This is a genomic window from Pseudomonas sp. BTN1, assembly GCF_001907715.1.
GTDB lineage: Bacteria > Pseudomonadota > Gammaproteobacteria > Pseudomonadales > Pseudomonadaceae > Aquipseudomonas > Aquipseudomonas paracarnis.
Window position 1 is genome coordinate 74,121 of sequence record NZ_MPBM01000007.1, and the last position, 21,101, is coordinate 95,221.

General features: G+C 60.8%; 11 protein-coding genes. 8 read left to right on the forward strand and 3 right to left on the reverse strand.

Features of this window, described 5'->3' with window-relative positions:
• The first annotated feature begins 49 nt into the window (after positions 1-49).
• A complete protein-coding gene (guaB, locus tag BMH52_RS03035; RefSeq protein WP_014719807.1) occupies positions 50-1,519 on the forward strand; it encodes an IMP dehydrogenase in 1,470 nt (489 codons plus the stop codon).
• Between the two features lie 80 nt (positions 1,520-1,599).
• Positions 1,600-3,177, forward strand: a complete 1,578-nt coding sequence (gene guaA / locus BMH52_RS03040) for a glutamine-hydrolyzing GMP synthase (protein ID WP_014719806.1) — start codon at positions 1,600-1,602, stop codon at positions 3,175-3,177.
• A gap of 83 nt (positions 3,178-3,260) precedes the next feature.
• On the opposite strand, the gene BMH52_RS03045 is transcribed toward guaA, so the two are convergent.
• The gene (locus BMH52_RS03045; RefSeq protein ID WP_073842883.1) at positions 3,261-6,707 is read right to left on the reverse strand and encodes a membrane-targeted effector domain-containing toxin; all 3,447 of its coding nucleotides are present in this window, start codon (positions 6,705-6,707) and stop codon (positions 3,261-3,263) included.
• 81 nt (positions 6,708-6,788) lie between these two features.
• Positions 6,789-7,493, reverse strand: a complete 705-nt coding sequence (treR, locus tag BMH52_RS03050) for a trehalose operon repressor (RefSeq protein WP_054918297.1) — start codon at positions 7,491-7,493, stop codon at positions 6,789-6,791.
• A 254-nt stretch (positions 7,494-7,747) separates the two neighbouring features.
• Here treR and treP point away from each other — a divergent pair, with 254 nt between their 5' ends.
• From treP to BMH52_RS03075, 5 genes are all read left to right on the forward strand, one after another.
• On the forward strand, positions 7,748-9,190 hold the full coding sequence (treP, locus tag BMH52_RS03055) for a PTS system trehalose-specific EIIBC component (protein ID WP_014719803.1): 1,443 nt from the start codon (positions 7,748-7,750) through the stop codon (positions 9,188-9,190).
• 122 nt (positions 9,191-9,312) lie between these two features.
• On the forward strand, positions 9,313-10,959 hold the full coding sequence (treC, locus tag BMH52_RS03060) for an alpha,alpha-phosphotrehalase (RefSeq protein ID WP_073842884.1): 1,647 nt from the start codon (positions 9,313-9,315) through the stop codon (positions 10,957-10,959).
• Positions 10,960-11,124: 165 nt separating this feature from the next.
• Positions 11,125-12,345 carry a carbohydrate porin gene (locus tag BMH52_RS03065; protein ID WP_019817230.1) on the forward strand — a complete coding sequence of 407 codons (1,221 nt, stop codon included), beginning with the start codon at positions 11,125-11,127 and terminating at the stop codon, positions 12,343-12,345.
• 171 nt (positions 12,346-12,516) lie between these two features.
• Positions 12,517-15,051: a phosphoenolpyruvate--protein phosphotransferase gene (gene ptsP, locus BMH52_RS03070; RefSeq protein ID WP_073842886.1), complete on the forward strand. Its 2,535-nt coding sequence runs from the start codon at positions 12,517-12,519 to the stop codon at positions 15,049-15,051.
• 2 nt (positions 15,052-15,053) lie between these two features.
• The gene (locus tag BMH52_RS03075; protein WP_060768040.1) at positions 15,054-15,332 is read left to right on the forward strand and encodes a PTS transporter subunit EIIB; all 279 of its coding nucleotides are present in this window, start codon (positions 15,054-15,056) and stop codon (positions 15,330-15,332) included.
• A gap of 125 nt (positions 15,333-15,457) precedes the next feature.
• Here the strand turns inward: BMH52_RS03075 and mltF are convergent, their stop codons facing one another.
• Positions 15,458-16,918 (reverse strand): membrane-bound lytic murein transglycosylase MltF, encoded by a 1,461-nt coding sequence (gene mltF, locus BMH52_RS03080; protein ID WP_073842888.1) that lies wholly within the window; start codon positions 16,916-16,918, stop codon positions 15,458-15,460.
• 286 nt (positions 16,919-17,204) lie between these two features.
• Here mltF and purL point away from each other — a divergent pair, with 286 nt between their 5' ends.
• Complete coding sequence (purL, locus tag BMH52_RS03085) at positions 17,205-21,101, forward strand: phosphoribosylformylglycinamidine synthase (protein ID WP_014719797.1); 3,897 nt, start codon at positions 17,205-17,207, stop codon at positions 21,099-21,101.

The window sequence follows — 21,101 nt, forward strand, 5'->3', positions numbered from 1 at the left end:
GCATGTATATAATGGCGCGCTTCCATTTTCCCGCTCGGGAGCCCCCGCGATGCTGCGTATCAGCCAAGAAGCTCTGACATTCGACGACATTCTCCTAGTGCCCGGTTATTCCGAGGTGCTTCCTAACGAAGTCAGTCTCAAGACCCGCCTAACCCGTGGCATCGAGCTGAATATTCCCCTGGTTTCCGCTGCCATGGACACCGTCACCGAAGCCCGTCTGGCCATTGCCATGGCTCAGGAAGGCGGCATCGGCATCATCCACAAGAACATGACCATCGAGCAGCAAGCTGCCGAAGTGCGCAAGGTCAAGCGTTACGAAGCCGGCGTGGTGAAAGATCCGATCACCATCGAAGCTGACGCCACCGTGCGTGACCTGTTCGAACTCACGCGTATGCACAACATCTCCGGCGTCCCGGTGCTGCACGATGGCGACCTGGTCGGCATCGTCACTTCCCGTGACGTGCGTTTCGAGAACCGCCTTGAAGTCACCGTCCGTGAAGTGATGACGCCTAAAGAGCGCCTCGTCACCGTCAAGGAAGGCGCCGACAAGAACGATGTGCGCGAACTGCTGCACAAGCACCGCATCGAGCGCGTGCTGATCGTCGACGACAAATTCGCCCTCAAAGGCATGATGACCGTCAACGACATCGAAAAAGCCAAGGCTTACCCGCTGGCCAGCAAGGATGACCAAGGTCGTCTGCGTGTTGGCGCTGCCGTCGGTACCGGTAAAGACACTGGTGATCGGGTCTCGGCCCTGGTCGCCGCCGGTGTTGACGTGGTAGTGGTCGACACCGCCCACGGCCACTCCAAAGGCGTGATTGACCGCGTGCGTTGGGTCAAGCAGAACTTCCCTGACGTGCAGGTGATCGGCGGCAACATCGCCACCGGCGCTGCCGCCAAGGCCCTGGCCGAAGCGGGCGCCGACGCAGTCAAGGTCGGTATCGGCCCAGGTTCCATCTGCACCACGCGCATCGTTGCCGGTGTGGGCGTGCCGCAGATCAGCGCCATCGCCAACGTCGCCGCCGCCCTTGAAGGCACGGGCGTACCCTTGATCGCCGACGGTGGCATCCGGTTCTCCGGTGACCTGTCCAAGGCCATCGTCGCCGGTGCCTCCTGCGTGATGATGGGCTCGATGTTCGCAGGTACCGAAGAAGCGCCGGGCGAGATCGAACTGTTCCAGGGTCGTTCGTACAAGGCTTACCGTGGCATGGGTTCGCTGGGCGCCATGTCCCAGGCGCAAGGCTCTTCCGACCGTTACTTCCAGGACTCTTCGGCAGGCGCCGAGAAGCTCGTACCGGAAGGCATCGAAGGCCGTGTGCCGTACAAAGGCACCCTGAGCGCGATCATCCATCAACTGATGGGCGGCCTGCGTTCCTCGATGGGCTACACCGGCAGTGCCGACATCGAAGAAATGCGCACCAAGCCAGAGTTCGTGCGGATCACCGGCGCCGGCATGGCTGAATCCCATGTCCACGACGTGCAGATCACCAAGGAAGCGCCAAACTACCGTGTAGGTTGAGCCTTCCAGCAAAATGTTAAGTAACCGGGGCTGTTCTTCAGCCCCGAGTTGTTTCTGATTCATTAGACGAGACTGACTTCATGGCCCTCGACATTCACGCCCACCGCATCCTGATCCTCGACTTCGGTTCCCAGTACACCCAACTGATCGCCCGCCGCGTGCGTGAAATCGGCGTGTACTGCGAACTGCACCCGTTCGACATGGACGATGAAGCGATCCGCGAATTCGCACCCAAAGGCGTCATTCTCGCCGGTGGCCCCGAGTCCGTTCACGAAGCCAACAGCCCGCGCTGCCCGCAGGCGGTATTCGACCTGGGCGTGCCGGTGTTCGGCATCTGCTACGGCATGCAGACCATGGCCGAGCAACTGGGCGGCAAGGTTGAAGGTTCCGAGTTGCGTGAATTCGGTTATGCCCGTGTAGACGTGGTCGGCAAGAGCCGCCTGCTGGACGGCATCGAAGACCACATCGACGCCGACGGCCTGTTCGGCCTCGACGTGTGGATGAGCCACGGTGACAAGGTCACCAAAATGCCGGAAGACTTCCACATCCTGGCAAGCACCCCGAGCTGCCCGATTGCCGGCATGTTCAGCGACGAGCGTCGCTACTACGGCGTGCAATTCCACCCGGAAGTGACCCACACCAAGCAAGGCGGGCGCATCCTGTCGCGTTTCATCCTCGACATCTGCGAGTGTGAAGCCCTGTGGACCCCGTCGAAAATTGCTGAAGATGCCATCGCCCAAGTGCGCGCCCAGGTCGGCACTGACAACGTATTGCTTGGCCTGTCCGGCGGCGTTGACTCCTCGGTTGTAGCGGCACTGCTGCACAAGGCCATCGGCGACCAACTGACCTGCGTGTTTGTCGACAACGGCCTGCTGCGCCTGCACGAAGGTGAGCAAGTGATGGCCATGTTCGCCGAGAACATGGGCGTCAAGGTGATCCGCGCCAACGCTGAGGACCAGTTCCTCAACAACCTGGCCGGCGAGTCCGACCCGGAGAAGAAGCGCAAGATCATCGGCCGCACCTTCATCGACGTGTTCGATGCCGAGTCCAACAAACTGGACAACATCAAGTACCTCGCCCAGGGCACCATCTACCCCGACGTGATCGAATCGGCCGGCGCCAAAAGCGGCAAGGCCCACGTGATCAAGTCCCACCACAACGTGGGTGGCCTGCCTGAGGAAATGAACCTCAAGCTGGTAGAGCCGCTGCGCGAACTGTTCAAGGACGAAGTCCGCCGTCTGGGCCTGGAACTGGGCCTGCCGTACGACATGGTCTACCGCCACCCATTCCCAGGCCCGGGCCTGGGTGTGCGTATCCTGGGTGAAGTGAAGAAGGAATACGCCGACCTGCTGCGCCGCGCCGACCACATCTTCATCGAAGAACTGCGCAAGGCCGACTGGTACCACAAGGTCAGCCAGGCGTTCGTGGTGTTCCAGCCGGTGAAATCGGTGGGCGTTGTCGGCGATGGTCGTCGTTACGCATGGGTTGTTGCGCTGCGCGCCGTAGAGACCATCGACTTCATGACAGCGCGTTGGGCACACCTGCCTTACGAACTGCTGGAGACGGTCAGCGGCCGGATTATCAATGAGATCGAAGGTATCTCGCGCGTGACTTATGACGTGTCGAGCAAGCCGCCGGCGACGATTGAGTGGGAATGATTCCTGGCCCGCGCCTCGAATCGTAAATAAACAAAGCCCCGGCAGATGCCGGGGCTTTGTTGTTTCAGGGTGGTGATCCGTGGCTAGCGAGCAAATGTTTCCCACTGCCCTTGTGCGTTCAGCCGAACCGCAATCGAATCCGCAGTGGCGTTGGGGGCGTGGGGGTTGATGATGGCCCAGCCGCTGGTCCCCCCTCGATAGGTTTCATAGCGTACGTAATAGGGTTTGCCATCGTACAGAATCGCCTCGCCAGGGTCGGACGTGAGTCGATAGATCCCTTGGTATTTCCCAGGTTCGCTGACCGGTGCTTCGCCCTCCAGGATCTCATTGGCTTCCCACGCAGGAGGAACCTGCGGGGTGCTGGTCGCTGCCGGCATCACGGGTAAATTCACTGCGGGAACAAAGCCTGCGGGTGGCGGGATGTCGTCGTAAGCGGGCACGTTATTAATGTTTACCTCGGCCGTCGGAACCGGCGTCTTGATCAGTGGCAACCCCCTGAACCGCATGCCCTGGTTGTTGAGGGCCTGGAGCAGTTCCGGCAAGGAGTTGTAAACGTTACCGTTAAGCCGAGGGAACTGGGCCGCATCAATAAAGTAACCCTGGCTGATGGTGCTCTGGATAGTACTGCGCACCAGCGCCTTGAGCCGATTACGGTGGATCAGGGTCAATGTCGATTGGGTCTGTTCCAGCAGGTAATCGCCAGGAAGCTTGAGCGCATCCTCGACCTGCCGCTCAGTGAACACATAGGTGCGTGGCATCTCCAGTTCGGTCATGGGTATTTTCAGAGAGAGGTCTGTGTCCAGAGCATTCAGGCTCGGGTTTACTTTGGGCCGATTCACTACCTTTGGGCCAAGACGCACTTCAACCTTGGGGCTGGCGGCATTGAGTTCCTCAACGATGCGCAGGCTGGTGCCACCGTTTATTTCACTGATACCGGCCACGCCCCTGAACGTGTTGGTGTTTTGCGCCCCGGTCAACGCTACCCATTTGCCGACGCCGTTCTTGAGCTGGTCCAGGCGAATGATTTCGCTGGTCAGGAAGTTCTTGGCCATTTGTTCATCCATCGCCACCGCGAAGGATCGGTAATTGGCCAGGCAGCCCGTGGCCTGCACACGTATGCCGTAGGCCCTGGCGGCGGTGAGCAGTGCCTGGGTGTTAAAGCGTACCGGCAACAAGGCATCCATTTGCTCAAGATAGACTTTCAGGTCGTCAGACAGCACCCCGGTGTTGGCGAACGTATCGAGGTCCAGTTGATGCAGGTCGTTGAACAGGCGGTTCAGGTAGAGCGTCTTGATCCCTTGGCGCGCCAGGGCAGGCATGTCTTTGATCAGAACGTACAAGCTGGCGATGCGATTCGGGCTTTCAGCGACGACCAGACCGGGGGCGGTTTTGAACACGGCTTCAATCAGCTCGGTGGAGGACATTTCTGGCGTGAGCGAGGGCAAGGCCGGGCGCTCAGGCAGGCTGTGAATGAAAAAGGGCCGGGAGAAAAATTGACGCGCTGCGGTGAGGATTTTGGTGCGCGCCGGATTGATAAAATAATCTGAGGTGTAGAAGTCAGTGAAGCCGCCTCCAGGCTTGGGGATACGCTTGAAGTGGTCCGGCCTGCCGCCCATTGCCAGCTCAATCTGGTACGGGTCCAGGTCGTTGAGGTCATAAGCGGTGCCGAGGCTGGAGGGTGGGTTACTGGCGTTGGGCGAGCCATAGGAACTCGGCATGGTTTCTTCGACCGTGCTTGTACCCAGCCGTGTTTCGCCTGCAGCGACCGTGTCGACCGGAGCACCTCCCCTGATGGCGTCGGATGGACGCAAAGCGAGCTCCCATTCACCGGCGGCGTTGAGTTGTACCGGGCGTGTGCCGTAAAAAGCGTTAGGGTTCTGTGGATCGATAATTGCCCAGCTCCCTTCGCCATTGATATCGGCCTCGTAGCGTACGTAATAGACGGCATCCTTGAACTTGATGACGGTCGAAGGGTTGGCTTTGACGGTGTAGATATTGCGGTAGCGTCCTCCTTCGGTCATTGGGGTTGCCTCTTCCAGGCCTTGCAGGCGTTTCCAGGATGTCGGTATCTGGGAGGTGGCGGCCGGTGGCTCCCCGGCAGTGGGCGGTACCGTCGTTTCTCCACCCGTCGGTGTCACTGCGGGCTCATCGACGGGCTCAGGCTGTAGTTCCTTTTTGTACTCGGCCATTTCGGCGGCCTCTGCGGCATCGACCTCCGCACCCACCTCCGTGATGGGGCCCGGCCCGGCCAGGGCCAGCACGTTGAACAGCATGGCGATACCATTGATCACCGCCGCCGTCACGCCAGCCTTGCGCTCTGCGCGGGTACGGCCATTGACGGCCTGATCGATATTCATACCGGTGAGCGCGATGCTGGCGCCCAGGACCGGCAAAGCCACTTCCCAGCCGATCGCGGCCATTGGGCCGAACACTTTCAAGCCGGCGCTCAGGTAGCCTATCCAGAGTTTCTTTTGCAGGTCCTTCTGGGTGGTCAGCAGTTGCCGAGCCTCGTCGTACATGGACCAGCGCGTACGTTCCATCAACCAGGAGAAAGCATCGACATTGATCGCCTGGTTTTTGCGGTTGATCAGATGGTGGTCGGACTTGCCCCACGTGCCGACGAGACGGTTCATCAGGTCAGTGATGTTCTCCTGCATGGCCAGGCGATCAGACAGCGGGAAGTGACAGAGGAAGGCATCGCGGCTCTGTTCGTTGTTCATTTTGCCCAGAACCCACCAGTGCATGTCCGCCGGGGTTTCCAGGACTTGGAACGCAGGGGTGTCGCCGGGCGTGTAAAGAATCTGGCGGCCCTTCGGATCGACGATGCGTAGCAAGTTGAACGCCACATGGCCGTCTACATCCAGGGCGTATACCTGGGGGGGGGCGCCTGCAGACACTTCGGTTTGCAGCATCTTGCGGGTGATAGGCCATGTCACGTTGGAGGCGACAGTACTGATGCAGGTCTCTAGGTCTTCTTTTGTCAGCTGTTTGAGGTCGGCGGCCTGAACCGCTTTGCTGAGAAAATTGCATTTGGCCAGGGTTCGGAAGTCGTCGGCATGGCTGTGCCAGAAGTCGTCCAGTTGACCGTTGTAGAGGCTGTCGAATCGAATGTTCCAGAAGTCCTTCAGCACTTCGTTGCCATGCAGACGCACTTCGTTGGTTTCATTAAAGTCGCCATACACCGGACCCGCGGTGTAAAAACCCCCATACAGGTCGAGCAAGTCGGCGTTGTCGAAATCGGTGGCACGAAAGCGATGAATCACCAACTGCGTCAGGGTTGTCGATTCGTAGGGTTTTTCCAGTAGGTGTTCCCAACCGGTGAAGGTCTTGGTGCTGCTCTGGGCGCTCTTGAACCGATGGTAGTAGACGTCATCCGGGTCCAGGCCTTTTACACCGTGCTTTTTCAGGATGTCGCAGGCGGTTTGATGGGCGCTGTCATTCAGGCTGGGGCATGCCGGGATTATTTGGGTGGCCAACGTTATCAGCGCGACCTTGTCGGCTGCATTGGGCAGGGGGGTACCGGTACTCATGGAGGGCTCATCCTTCAAAAAGAAGGCGAGGGTCCCTCAGGTGCGACGCTTGCGGGCGCTACATAGTTGTTGGGGAAGGCTTCAGCGTCTCGCAATATCCGAAAAATAAAACTTATCCAACGTATGCCGCGACTCGGTGTACTCGAACTGCCTTCCATCCTGCAAAAACGTCTGGTTACTCACCACAATCACATGGCTTTGCCCCTCCAGATCCAGATGCGCCTGGTCGTCCTTGCTGCGCGGCAGGGCTTCAATGGTGCGCTGCGCGTAGCTGATTTGCAGCTGCAGTGTTTGCTCGATAAACGCGTAGATCGACTGCTCGGCGATGTCGCGGTCCAGGCCGGGAATCAGGTCGCTGATGAAGTGGTTGATGTCCAGGATCACGCGTTTGCCACCGATGCGGCGCACCCGTTTGATGCGCGTGATCAGGGTGCCGGGTTCGGCCTCGATGTGCTGCAGCAGTGAGCCTTCCAACGGGATCTGGGTGAACTCGACCACGTCGGTACGTACGTCATCGCCCAGGTCTGCGTGGGTCTCGTGGAAGCTGACGATGCCGCCCAGTTGGAACTCGATCGGGTTGGGCGATAACACAAAGGTGCCCTTGCCGTGGATCTTTTGCGCAAAGCCACGTTCCTGCAACTGCTCGATGGCGCGCCGTACGGTGCCACGGCTGGCCTGGTAGGCGTCCATCAGTTCGGTTTCGGAGGGAAGGCGCGTACCGCGTTGCAGGCGCTCGGTGGTGATGCTGGCAAGCAGATCCGTATAGATCTGGTTGTATTTGCTCATGGGATGGCTCTTGCCCGGCGTTATGAAGGTGGACTGCGCGTTCAAGGCAGGAACCATAGTGGCAGAGGTGGGGTTTGTCCATTGGACAGCGGTGCGAGCCGGGGAAAAATCTGACAGAAAGCTCGCAGGCATAAACAAAAGTGTAACTCGTACAGACGAGTTGTTGATTTAACTCGTACAGACGAGTACTTTTTCCTCCTCGGCGTGCTGCCAACGACTGCCACCCATAAAAACAATCACAGTGGAAAACGAGCATGAGCCACGACTATTCAACGATTGCCCGCGAGATTCTCGACAACCTCGGGGGCCGCGAAAACCTTGAGCAGGCCGCCCATTGCGTGACCCGCCTGCGCCTGGCGCTCAAGGACCCCAGCCTGGTCAACAGCAGTGCCCTGAACCAGGTCGATCTGGTCAAGGGCTCGTTCTTTACCGGTGGCCTGTTCCAGGTGGTGATCGGCCCCGGCGAAGTGGAAAAGGTCTACGCCGCCCTGCGCGAGCTGACCGGCCTGGCCGCGTCGACCATTGCCGACGTCAAGAAAGCCGGCGGCGACAAGACCAACCCCATGCAGCGCCTGGTGCGGGTGTTCTCCGATGTGTTCATGCCGATCCTGCCCGCGCTGATCATTGCCGGCCTGTTGATGGGCGTGAACAACCTGATGGGCGCCAAGGGCATGTTCATCGAAGGCAAGACGCTGCTGGAGGCCTACCCGAACCTGGATGGTCTGTGGAGCCTGATCAACCTGATGGCCAACACCTCCTTCGTGTTCCTGCCGGCACTGGTGGGCTGGTCGGCGGCCAAGCGGTTCGGCGGCAGTGAAATCCTCGGCATCGTGCTGGGCCTGATGCTGGTGCACCCGGACCTGCTCAACGCCTGGAACTACGGCAAGGCGGTTGCCGGCCTCGACGGCCAGAGCCTGCCGTACTTCGATATCTTCGGCTGGTTCCAGATCGAGAAAGTCGGTTACCAGGGGCAGATCCTGCCGATCCTGATGGCGGCCTTTGTCATGAGCGTGATCGAAAAGTGGCTGCGGGCGCGGGTGCCGAATGCCATTCAACTGCTGGTGGTGCCGATCACCACTATCGTCGTCACCGGCGTGCTGGCCCTGGCGATTATCGGCCCGGTGACCCGTCACCTTGGCATCCTGATCACCGAAGGTTTGGTGACCCTGTTCGAGATCGCCCCGATGATCGGCGGCGCGATTTTCGGCCTGCTCTATGCGCCGCTGGTAATCACCGGCATGCACCACATGTTCCTCGCCGTGGACCTGCAGCTTATTTCCACCCAGGGCGGCACCTTTATCTGGCCGATGATCGTCATGTCTAACCTAGCCCAGGGCAGCGCCGCGCTCGGGGTGTTCTACATGACCCGCAACGCGCGGGACAAAAGCATGGCCTCGACCTCGGCGATTTCCGCTTACTTCGGCATCACGGAGCCGGCGATGTTCGGGGTGAACCTGCGCTTCAAATTTCCGTTCTATGCCGCGCTGCTGGGCTCGGCGCTGGGCAGCATTTTCCTGTCGTTGAACAAGGTGCAGGCCTCGGCCATCGGCGTCGGCGGGTTGCCCGGCTTTATCTCGATCGTGCCGAGCGCGATTCCGATGTTCGTGATCGGCATGGTCGTGGCGATGGTCGTGCCGTTTGCGCTGACGTGCATGTTGAGCATGAAGATCGTTCGGCCTGGTTATCGGGTCGCCTGAAGATCGCTATCGCAGGCAAGCCAGCTCCCACAGTGATGTGTGAACACATTCAAGTGTGGGAGCTGGCTTGCCTGCGATGAGGCCGGAAGGGCCAGCACCCAACTCTACTGAAGGAACCCACCATGCAAACCTGGCAACACTCGGTGATCTACCAGATCTACCCCAAAAGCTTCCACAGCCACGCGGGTAACGCCACCGGTGACCTGTTGGGCATCGTGGACAAACTCGACTACCTCAAATGGCTGGGCGTGGATTGCCTGTGGGTTACCCCGTTCCTGCGTTCGCCCCAGCGCGACAACGGCTACGACATCAGCGACTACTACGCCATCGACCCCAGCTACGGCACTATGGCCGACTGCGACCTGCTGATCAGCGAAGCCGCCAAGCGTGGTATCAAGCTGATGCTCGATATCGTGGTCAACCACACCTCCATCGAACACGAATGGTTCCAGCAGGCGCGCAGCAGCCTCGACAATCCCTATCGTGACTTCTACATCTGGCGCGACCAGCCGAACAACTGGGAATCCAAGTTCGGCGGCTCGGCCTGGGAGTACGAAGCGCAGACTGGCCAGTACTACCTGCATCTGTTCGACCATACACAGGCCGACCTCAATTGGGACAACCCCCAGGTGCGCGCCGAAGTGTTCAAGATGATGCGCTTCTGGCGCGACAAAGGCGTGGGCGGCTTCCGCCTGGATGTGATCAACCTGATCTCCAAGCCCGCCGACTTCCCCGAGGACAACAGCGACGGCCGCCGCTTCTATACCGACGGCCCGAACGTGCACCAATACTTGCAGCAAATGCACCGTGAAGTCTTTGAAGGCCATGACCTTATCAACGTGGGCGAGATGTCATCCACCCGCCTGGAACACTGCATTCGCTACTCGAATCCAGCGTCTAAAGAACTGTCGATGACCTTCAACTTCCACCACCTGAAAGTCGATTACCCCAACCTGCAAAAGTGGGTGAAGGCTGACTTCGACTTCCTGCAACTCAAGCAGATTTTCTCCGACTGGCAGATAGGCATGCAGGCCGGCGGCGGCTGGAACGCGTTATTCTGGTGTAACCACGACCAGCCACGGGTGGTCTCGCGCTTTGGTGACGACGGCCAATACCGCGTGGTCTCGGCCAAGATGCTTGCCACGGCGCTGCACTTTTTGCAGGGCACGCCGTATGTGTATCAGGGCGAAGAGTTGGGTATGACCAATCCAGGCTTCGACAGCATCTCGCAATACCGCGATGTGGAAACCCTGAACATCTTCCGGCTCAAGCGCGACGCGGGAGAGTCCGAAGCCTCGAGCATGGCGGCGATCATGCAGAAGTCCCGCGATAACGGGCGTACGCCCATGCAGTGGAGCACCGAAGCGAACGCGGGGTTCAGCCGCGGTGAACCCTGGATCGGCATTCCCGCGAATGCTGCGCAGATCAACGTCGCAAGCCAGATGGATGACACGGATTCGGTGCTGCATCACTACCGCAGGCTGATCGATCTGCGCCGTCGCGAACCGCTGATGAAGCAAGGCGTTTACCGCCCGATGCTGCAAGACCATCGCCAGGTATGGGCGTACCTGCGTGAAGGCCACGGCGAGCGCCTGTTGGTACTCAACAACTTCTATGGATCGCCATGCGAGATCCAGCTGCCAGAAGGCGTGATCAACGCCGAGAGCGAGCAACGCCTGTTGATCAGCAACTACCCCGACTGCCCCCTGCGCACGAGCACTGTGCTGTTACGTCCTTATGAATCCTTCGTGCTGCACCTGACTGATTGAAACACCCCCTTTATGAGCGAGCTTGCTCGCGAAGATCGTCAACGAAAACGCGCCCCTCCGGGGGTTGCGTGGAGGCAGGAGGTTTTTCGCGAGCAAGCTCGCTCCTACAGGGATCGCGTCATGCAAAACAGTAAGAAAAAACAATAAAAATAAAAGGAGCGTTTCATGAAAACAACAATAAAGCTGGGCCTTATTGCCTCCTGCCTCACGGTGCCTTTTGGCGCGCAAGCCCTGGAGTTTGCCGGGTATTTGCGCAGCGGCGTGGGCACGTCAACGGGCAGCGGCAAGCAGCAATGTTTCCAACTGCCGGGTGCGCAAACCAAATACCGCCTGGGTAACGAATGCGAGCAGTACGCCGAGCTGGAACTGCGTCAGGATTTGCTGACCCTCGACGACGGTTCTGTGTTCAGCGTCGATGCCATGGCGTCCCTCTACAACCGGTACGACCGCGCCCTGAAGTTCCAGGGTGAAAACAACGGCTCGGCGCGCATGCCGCAGATGTATGCGCAATGGTCCAACCTGCCCAGTCTCAATGGCGGTTCGCTGTGGGCCGGGCGGCGTTACTACAAACGTAACGACATCCATATTTCCGACTTCTACTACTGGAACCAGAGCGCCACCGGTGGTGGGATCGAGGACGTGTTGATCGGCGGCTTGAAATACAGCTACGCCCTGTCGCGCAAGGACAACCTGTACCAGAAGGAGTACGCCACCCGTCATGACTTCAACGTCGCCGGTTTCAAGACCAACCCCGGTGGCGAGCTGGAACTTGGCTTGAGCTACATCGCCAAGGCCGGTGGGCGTGACACCAACAGTGGCTGGGCGCTGACGGCGCAGCATGTACAAGCGGCTTTCCTGGGTGGCAAGAACAAGTTTGCCCTGCAGTACGGCGAAGGCCCTGGCACCGGCCTGGGTTACACCGGCAATACCACGTTGGACAAAAGCAGCAAAAGTTACCGCGCCGTGGAGTTCTTTGATTGGCAAGTGACTCCGCGTTTCGGCGGGCAAGTCGAGGCGGTGTACCAGAAAGATGTGCGCCCTGGGCGTCAGGATCAGAACTGGATGTCCCTGGGTGTACGCCCGGCGTATGCGCTCAGCGAGCAATTCAAACTGGTTACTGAGCTGGGGCACGATCAGGTCGAGGCCACCGGCGGTACGCGCAAATTGAGCAAATTTACCTTCGCCCCGACCTGGTCGCCCAAAGGCCCTGAGTTCTGGGCGCGGCCGGAAGTACGGCTGTATTACACCTATGCGTCCTGGAATAAAGCGGCCAAGCGTGCGGCCAATGAGCTGGCGGCGGGCTCGGCTTTGTCCGACACCGGCGCCTATGGCACGGCGCGGCATGGGTCGAACGTCGGTGTGCAGGTCGAATATTGGTGGAAGTAATCCGGGCTTGTGTGGGAGCGGGCTTGCTCGCGAATGCAGTAGGTCAGTCAATGAATGTGTCGCCTGATACACCGCTTTCGCGAGCAAGCCCGCTCCCACCTTTGACCTTCGTCATCCTCAACCTTGCATCGACTCAATGATTTTTAAAGAACAACACAAACAGGTGAAGTCATGACCACATCTCAACCCCTGGAACTGCTGGCACCCTTGTCCGGGGTTTTGCTGGCGCTGGATCAGGTCCCCGACCCGGTGTTTTCCGGCCGCGTGATTGGCGATGGCCTGTGCATCGACCCCACTTCGCAGACCCTCTGCGCGCCGTTGGCCGGGGTGGTCAGCAACATTCAGGACAGCGGCCACGCCGTCAGCGTCACCGCCGATAACGGTGTGCAGATATTGCTGCATATTGGCCTGGACACAGTAAACCTGGCGGGCCAGGGCTTCACCCGGCTGGTCGAGGAGGGCCAACGTGTGGAGGCCGGTCAGCCGCTGATCGAATTCGATGCCGACTATGTGGCGCTCAATGCACGCAGCCTGCTGACGTTGATGCTCATTGTGAGCGGCGAGCCGTTTGTGCCGTTGGTGGCCGGTCAGGCGCTGGTCGAGTCCGGCCAGCCACTGTTGCAGGTCTCACCGGGGCAGATACCCGCAGAGGTGGACGAGGAGGAGGGCAATGCGCTGTTCTCCAAGCCAGTAACCCTGCCCAACGCCAGCGGCTTGCACGCCCGCCCTGCGGCGGTGTTTGCTCAGGCGGCGAAGGGGTTCAGTTCAAGCATATTTCTGCACAAGCAAACCCTGAGCGCGAATGCCAAGTCGCTTGTGGCGATCATGGCGCTGCAGACCTCCCAGGGCGACAGCGTGCAAGTGAGCGCGGCGGGGGAAGATGCCGAGGCGGCGATCCAGGCGCTGGTGGCGTTGTTGCTCGACGGCTGTGGCGAGACGCTGCCGGTAACGGTCGAGGCGATCAACGAGCCCGCTACGCCTGCGTCTTCGGCGTCCGTGTTGCGAGGCGTCTGTGCGTCGCCGGGCTCGGCGTTCGGCCAGGTTGTCCAAGTGGCTGAACCGGCGCTTGAGATTCCCGAAGCCGGTGCCGGAGAAACCTTCGAACGTACCGCATTGGCCCGTGGCCTGCGGGCGGCAAACGAGGCGCTGCAAGCGTTGCAGGCCAAGGCGGCCGGCAGCGCCCAGGCCGAGATTTTCCGCGCCCACCAGGAACTGCTCGAAGACCCGACCCTGCTTGAACAAGCTCATAGCCTGCTGGCCGAAGGCAAGAGCGCGGCCTTTGCCTGGCATACGGCCACGGTGGCGACCGCCAGGCTCTTCGAAGGCTTGGGTAAAACGCTGCTGGCTGAGCGTGCGGCGGATTTGGCCGACGTCGGCCAGCGCGTGCTCAAGTTGATCCTGGGGGTGCCGGAGCGTTCCATGGAGCTGCCGGAGTGCGCCATTCTGGTCGCCGAACAACTGACCCCCTCACAAACCGCCGGCCTGGATACCAGCAAAGTGCTGGGCTTCGTCACGGTCGCCGGTGGGGCTACCAGCCACGTGGCCATCCTCGCCCGGGCCCTCGGCCTGCCATCCCTTTGCGGTGTACCCAGTCAAGTATTGGCCTTGGCCAACGGCAAGCGGGTACTGCTCAATGCCGATAAAGGCGAGCTGCAGCTGGAGCCGAACCTGGCTGAAATCGAGCAACTGCAGGCGGTTCGTCAACAGCAAAAGCTACGGCTGCAGCGTGAAGTGGCACAGGCCTCACAGGCGGCGGTCACCCGCGACGGTCACCACGTCGAGGTCACAGCCAACGTCGCCTCATTGCAGGAAGTGGAGCAGTCACTGACCCTGGGCGCTGAAGGCGTGGGTCTGCTGCGTTCGGAGTTCCTCTACCTGGAACGCAACCGTGCCCCGAGCGCAGAGGAGCAGGCCGACACCTACAGCGCCATCGCCCGCGCCCTCGGCACCGAGCGCAATCTGGTGGTGCGTACCCTGGATGTGGGCGGCGATAAACCCTTGGCCTATGTACCGATGGAAAGCGAGACCAACCCATTCCTTGGCCTGCGCGGGATCCGCCTGTGCCTGGAACGTCCCGAACTGTTGCGTGAACAGTTGCGTGCGATTCTTGCCAGTGCAGGTTTGGCGCGGCTGCATATCATGTTGCCGATGGTCAGCCTGCTGTCGGAGCTGCATCTGGCGCGCAAAATGCTCGAAGAGGAAGCGCAGACGCTTGGCCTGAGTGAACTCCCCAAGCTGGGCATCATGATCGAAGTGCCGAGTGCGGCGTTGATGGCGGATGTGTTTGCGCCCCATGTGGATTTCTTCTCCATCGGCACCAACGACCTCACCCAATACACCCTGGCCATGGACCGCGATCACCCGCGCCTGGCCAGCCAGGCCGACAGTTTTCATCCGGCGGTGCTGCGGCTGATCGACATCACTGTCAAGGCGGCCCATGCCCACGGCAAGTGGGTGGGCGTATGTGGTGCGCTGGCATCCGAAACCCTGGCGGTGCCGGTGTTGATCGGCCTGGGCGTGGATGAGCTGTCGGTCAGCGTGCCGCTGATTCCCACCATCAAGGCCACCGTGCGCGAGTTGGACCTGCACGACTGCCAGATCATTGCCCGCCAAGTGCTGGGCCTGGAAGAAGCCGACCAAGTGCGCGAGGCCCTGCGCCTGTACCACGCGGCCACCGTTGAAACCTCACCTGTCATGGAGCACTGAGCATGTTCGAGAAATTGCAGCGGGCGTTCTGGAAAGCCCTGACGCCTGATTTGGTGGCCGAGACGGTCACGCCGACGACGCCGAGCCTGTTGTCGGCCGATGTGGTGAGTGCATTGGGCGGGGAGGGTAACGTGACGTCACAGCAGCGCGTGGCACTCACGCGGGTGCGCGTGCAATTGCGCGAGGCGGGGCGTTTGGATGAGTCGGCGTTGAAGGCCGCGGGTATACCCGCCGTGATGGTACTGCCGGGCGGCGTGCTCCACCTGCTCACCGGCCTCTAAGCCAAGTGAAGATCCAAATGTGGGAGCGGGCTTGCTCGCGAAGGCGGTGTGTCAGTCAGCACATGTATTGACTGATCCACCGCCTTCGCGAGCAAGCCCGCTCCCACATGAGGTATGTGGTGTTTTTATAACTGTGGGGTGTCTTGCGGTGGCTTGGTCTTGTCCACGCCCGGCACATGCAGGTTGCCTTCCACCACTTGGTTACCCTCCAGCTGCGGCTGGGTCACCCAGGTGAGGATGTCGTAGTAACGCCGGATGTTCGCCACAAAATGCACCGGCTCGCCGCCGCGGGCGTAGCCGTAGCGGGTCTTGCTGTACCACTGCTTCTGCGACAGGCGTGGCAGCATCTTCTTCACGTCCAGCCACTTGTTCGGGTTCAGGCCTTCTTTTTTCGCCAGGATGCGTGCGTCGTCCAGGTGGCCGGTGCCCACGTTATAGGCGGCGAGGGCGAACCAGGTGCGGTCGGGCTCGGCGATCTTGTCGTCCAGCTCATCCTTGATTCTGGCCAGGTACTTGGCGCCGCCCATGATGCTCTGCTTGGGGTCCAGGCGGTTGGACACGCCCATGGCTTGCGCGGTGTTCTGGGTCAGCATCATCAGGCCGCGCACGCCGGTCTTGGAGGTGACCGTGGGTTGCCACAGCGATTCCTGATAACCAATGGCTGCCAGCAGCCGCCAATCGACTTTCTCGGCCTTGGCATACGCACGAAAGTGTTTCTCATACTTGGGCAGGCGTTGTTGCAGGTGCTGGGCAAAGGTATAGGCGCCGACATAGCCGAGTACATCGACGTGCCCGTAGTAGCGGTCCTTCAGGCGTTGCAAGGTGCCATTCTTCTCGACCTTGTCCAGGTAACTGTTGATCTCGTTGAGCAGGCTGTTGTCGTCGCCTGCTGCCACGGCCCAGCTTTGATTGCTGGCATTGCCGAGGTCGAAGGCCACGCGCACGTTGGGGAAGTACACCTGGTTCATGGCCACTTCGTTGGAGTCCACCAGGGTCAGGTCGATTTGCCCTTCGTCGACCATGCGCAGCAAATCCACCACCTCAACGGCATCGGATTCTTCGTATTCAATCGCCGGGTTCTGTTTTTTCAGCGCCGCCAGTTGTTCAGCGTGGGTGCTGCCCTTGAGCACCATGATCTTCTTGCCCACCAAGTCGGCGGCATTGGTGGGACGCGATTGGCCGTTGCGGTAGATAATCTGTGGGGTGACTTCAAGGTACGGGTGGGAGAAGCGCACCTGCTGCTGGCGCTGGTCGCTGCTCACCAGGCCGGCGGCGGCGAGTACCGGGCCATTGGGTTTGCCCAGCCGGCTGAACAGGTCGTCGAGGTTGTCGGCCGTCTCGATTTCCAACTTCACCCCCAGGTCGTCGGCAAAGCGCTTGACCAGTTCGTATTCGAAGCCGGTCTCACCGTTGCGATCCTGGAAATACGTAGCGGGACTGTTGCGAGTGACCACCCGCAATACGCCATCCTCCTTGATTCGCTCCAGTGTGCTGGGTTTATCAACACAGGCACTGAGCATCAGGAAGAGCAAGGTGGCGATGAGCCATTTGACGCATCGCAGGCGCGAAACAGTTGGGAAGAACATCTGCGCAGTATACGCAAACGGCTCACGGCGCCATATCTCGACAGCGGCGCACTTGTCTGCTAGCCAGCGTAAAACTGTGCTGCAGCCCGCAGAAACGGGGCTTGGCGAGCGATTGTGACGGTTAAAATAACTGCGCCCAATGCCCTGCATCACGCCGTGATCGCAGGCAAAGCGTGCCAACTGACGTTCGGCGGCGGCCACCGGTAGCGTTTCGGGTGCCGTTGGCGAAGGTTTACGCTAGAATGCACGGCCTCAAAGCACACCCCTTCCCGAGGCTGTCCCGAAGATGTTGATCCTGCGCGGCGCTCCTGCCCTTTCTGCCTTTCGCCACAGCAAACTCCTTGAGCAACTGAGCCAGAAGGTTCCAGCTGTTACAGGCCTGTACGCTGAATTTGCTCACTTCGCCGACGTAACCGGCGTCTTGACCGCCGACGAACAGCAAGTGCTGGCACGCCTTCTGAAGTACGGCCCAAGCGTTCCCGTTCAAGAGCCGACTGGCCGCTTGTTCCTGGTTCTGCCACGGTTCGGCACCATCTCGCCCTGGTCGAGCAAGGCCAGCGACATCGCCCGCAACTGCGGCCTGGACAAAATCCAGCGCCTGGAGCGTGGGATCGCCTTCTACGTCGCCGGGCAGTTCAGCGACGCCGAGGCCGAGCTGATCGCCAGCAGCCTGCACGACCGCATGACCCAGATCATCGTCAGCCAGCTGGAACAGGCTGCCGGCCTGTTCAGCCATGCCGAACCCAAGCCGCTCACCGCGATTGACGTGCTCGGCGGTGGCCGCGCCGCCCTCGAGAAGGCCAACACCGAACTGGGCCTGGCCCTGGCCGAAGACGAGATCGACTATCTGGTCAACGCCTTCACCGGCTTGAAGCGCAACCCCCACGACATCGAACTGATGATGTTCGCCCAGGCCAACTCCGAGCACTGCCGTCACAAGATCTTCAACGCCAGTTGGGACATCGACGGCCAAAGCCAGGAAAAAAGCCTGTTCGGCATGATCAAGAACACCTACGTGATGCACAGCGAAGGCGTTCTGTCGGCTTATAAGGACAACGCCTCGGTCATCGTCGGCTCCGTCGCCGGTCGCTTCTTCCCGGACCCGGAAACCCGCCAATACGGCGCGGTGCAGGAGCCGGTGCACATCCTGATGAAGGTTGAAACCCACAACCACCCGACCGCGATTGCCCCGTTCCCGGGCGCAGCCACCGGTTCAGGTGGCGAAATCCGTGACGAAGGCGCCACCGGCCGTGGTGCCAAGCCCAAGGCGGGCCTCACCGGTTTCACCGTGTCCAACCTGCAGATCCCGGGCTTTGAACAGCCGTGGGAAGTGCCGTATGGCAAGCCTGAGCGCATCGTCACGGCGCTGGACATCATGATCGAAGGCCCGCTGGGCGGCGCCGCGTTCAACAACGAATTCGGGCGACCAGCGCTCACCGGCTACTTCCGGACCTTCGAGCAGTCCATCACCACCCCGCGTGGCGATGAAGTGCGCGGCTACCACAAGCCGATCATGTTGGCCGGCGGCATGGGCAACATCCGTGAAGAACACGTCAAGAAAGGCGAGATTCTGGTCGGCTCCAAGCTGATCGTGCTCGGCGGCCCGGCGATGCTGATCGGCCTGGGCGGCGGTGCGGCCTCTTCCATGGCCACCGGCACCAGCTCGGCAGATCTGGACTTTGCTTCCGTACAGCGCGAAAACCCTGAGATGGAACGCCGTTGCCAGGAAGTCATCGACCGTTGCTGGCAGTTGGGTGACAAGAACCCGATCAGCTTCATCCACGACGTCGGCGCTGGCGGTTTGTCCAACGCCTTCCCGGAACTGGTCAACGATGGCGACCGTGGTGGCCGTTTCGAGCTGCGCAACATTCCAAACGACGAGCCGGGCATGGCCCCGCACGAAATCTGGAGTAACGAATCCCAGGAACGCTACGTACTGGCCGTCGGTCCTGAAGACTTCGCACGCTTCCAGGCCATCTGCGAACGCGAGCGTTGCCCGTTTGCCGTGGTCGGCGAAGCCACTGCCGAGCCGCAACTGACCGTCACCGACAGCCACTTCGGCAACAGCCCCGTGGACATGCCGTTGGAAGTGCTGCTGGGCAAGGCCCCGCGCATGCACCGTTCGGCCAACCGTGAAGCTGAACTGGGCGATGATTTCGACCCAAGCACGCTGGACCTGGCCAACAGCATCGAACGCGTGCTGCACCATCCGGCCGTGGCGAGCAAAAGCTTCCTGATCACCATCGGCGACCGCACCATCACCGGCCTGGTTGCCCGTGACCAAATGGTCGGCCCATGGCAGGTGCCGGTGGCCGACGTTGCCGTCACCGCCACCAGCTTCGACGTGTACACCGGTGAAGCCATGGCCATGGGCGAGCGCACGCCGCTGGCCCTGCTGGACGCTCCGGCGTCGGGCCGCATGGCCATTGGTGAAACCCTCACCAACATCGCTGCCTCGCGTATCGGCAAGCTGTCCGACATCAAACTGTCGGCCAACTGGATGTCCGCTGCCGGCCACCCGGGTGAAGATGCGCGCCTGTACGACACGGTTAAAGCCGTCGGCATGGAGCTGTGCCCGGAACTGGGTATCACCATTCCGGTGGGCAAGGACTCCATGTCCATGGCCACCCGTTGGAACGAAGACGGCACCGACAAGAGCGTCACGTCGCCGCTGTCGTTGATCGTTACCGGTTTCGCGCCGGTCACCGACATCCGCCAGACCCTGACCCCGCAACTGCGCATGGACAAGGGCACCACCGACCTGATCCTGATCGACCTGGGCCGTGGCCAGAACCGCATGGGCGCCTCGATCCTGGCGCAAACCCACGGCAAGCTCGGCAAGCAGGCCCCGGACGTCGACGACGCCGAAGACCTCAAGGCCTTCTTCGCCGTGATCCAGGGCCTGAACGCCGACGGCCACCTGTTGGCTTACCACGACCGTTCCGACGGTGGTTTGCTGACCAGCGTTGTCGAAATGGCCTTCGCCGGTCACTGCGGCTTGAACATCGTGCTCGACAGCGTTGCCGAGGATGCTGCCGAAATCAACGGCATCCTGTTCAACGAAGAGTTGGGTGCGGTGATCCAGGTGCGCCAGGACGCTACCCCAGACGTGCTCGCGCAGTTCAGCGCCGCTGGCCTGGCCGAGTGCGTGGCGGTGATTGGCCAGCCGATCAACAACGGCGAAGTCAATATCTCCTTCAACGGCGACACGGTCTTTACCGGTCAGCGTCGTTTGCTGCAACGCCAGTGGGCCGAGACCAGCTATCAGATCCAGCGTCTGCGCGACAACGCCGACTGCGCCGAGCAGGAATTCGACGTGATCCTGGAAGAAGACAACCCGGGCCTGAGCACCATGCTCAGCTTCGATGTCAACCAGGACATCGCAGCGCCTTACATCAAGAAGGGCATTCGCCCACAGGTTGCCGTACTGCGTGAGCAAGGCGTCAACGGTCAGGTGGAAATGGCGGCGGCGTTCGACCGCGCCGGCTTCAATGCGATCGACGTGCACATGAGCGATATCCTCGCTGGTCGCGTTGACCTCAATGAGTTCAAAGGCCTGGTGGCCTGCGGTGGTTTCTCCTACGGCGACGTGCTGGGTGCCGGTGAAGGCTGGGCCAAGTCGGCCCTGTTCAACAGCCGTGCCCGCGATGCGTTCCAGGGCTTCTTCGAACGCAACGACAGCTTCACCCTGGGTGTGTGCAACGGTTGCCAGATGATGTCCAACCTCAGCGAACTGATCCCGGGCAGCGAGTTCTGGCCGCACTTTGTGCGTAACCGTTCCGAGCAGTTCGAAGCCCGTGTCGCCATGGTGCAGGTGCAGGAGTCCAACTCGATCTTCCTGCAGGGCATGGCCGGTTCGCGTATGCCAATCGCCATCGCCCACGGTGAAGGCCACGCCGAATTCAGCAGCGAAGAAGCGCTGCTTGAAGCCGACCTGTCCGGCACCGTGGCCCTGCGTTTCGTCGACAACCACGGCAAGGTCACCGAGAGCTACCCGGCCAACCCGAACGGCTCGCCGCGCGGGATCACCGGCCTTACCAGCCGCGACGGCCGCGTGACCATCATGATGCCGCACCCGGAGCGCGTGTTCCGCGCCGTGCAAAACTCGTGGCGCCCGGAAGAGTGGAACGAAGACGGCGCCTGGATGCGCATGTTCCGCAACGCTCGCGTGTGGGTGAACTAA

Coding starts and splice junctions, on each gene's coding strand:
- guaB (WP_014719807.1), top strand. CDS start 50: ATGCTGCGTATCAGCCAAGAAGCTCTGACATTCGACGACATTCTCCTA.
- guaA (WP_014719806.1), top strand. CDS start 1,600: ATGGCCCTCGACATTCACGCCCACCGCATCCTGATCCTCGACTTCGGT.
- BMH52_RS03045 (WP_073842883.1), bottom strand. CDS start 6,707: ATGAGTACCGGTACCCCCCTGCCCAATGCAGCCGACAAGGTCGCGCTG.
- treR (WP_054918297.1), bottom strand. CDS start 7,493: ATGAGCAAATACAACCAGATCTATACGGATCTGCTTGCCAGCATCACC.
- treP (WP_014719803.1), top strand. CDS start 7,748: ATGAGCCACGACTATTCAACGATTGCCCGCGAGATTCTCGACAACCTC.
- treC (WP_073842884.1), top strand. CDS start 9,313: ATGCAAACCTGGCAACACTCGGTGATCTACCAGATCTACCCCAAAAGC.
- BMH52_RS03065 (WP_019817230.1), top strand. CDS start 11,125: ATGAAAACAACAATAAAGCTGGGCCTTATTGCCTCCTGCCTCACGGTG.
- ptsP (WP_073842886.1), top strand. CDS start 12,517: ATGACCACATCTCAACCCCTGGAACTGCTGGCACCCTTGTCCGGGGTT.
- BMH52_RS03075 (WP_060768040.1), top strand. CDS start 15,054: ATGTTCGAGAAATTGCAGCGGGCGTTCTGGAAAGCCCTGACGCCTGAT.
- mltF (WP_073842888.1), bottom strand. CDS start 16,918: ATGTTCTTCCCAACTGTTTCGCGCCTGCGATGCGTCAAATGGCTCATC.
- purL (WP_014719797.1), top strand. CDS start 17,205: ATGTTGATCCTGCGCGGCGCTCCTGCCCTTTCTGCCTTTCGCCACAGC.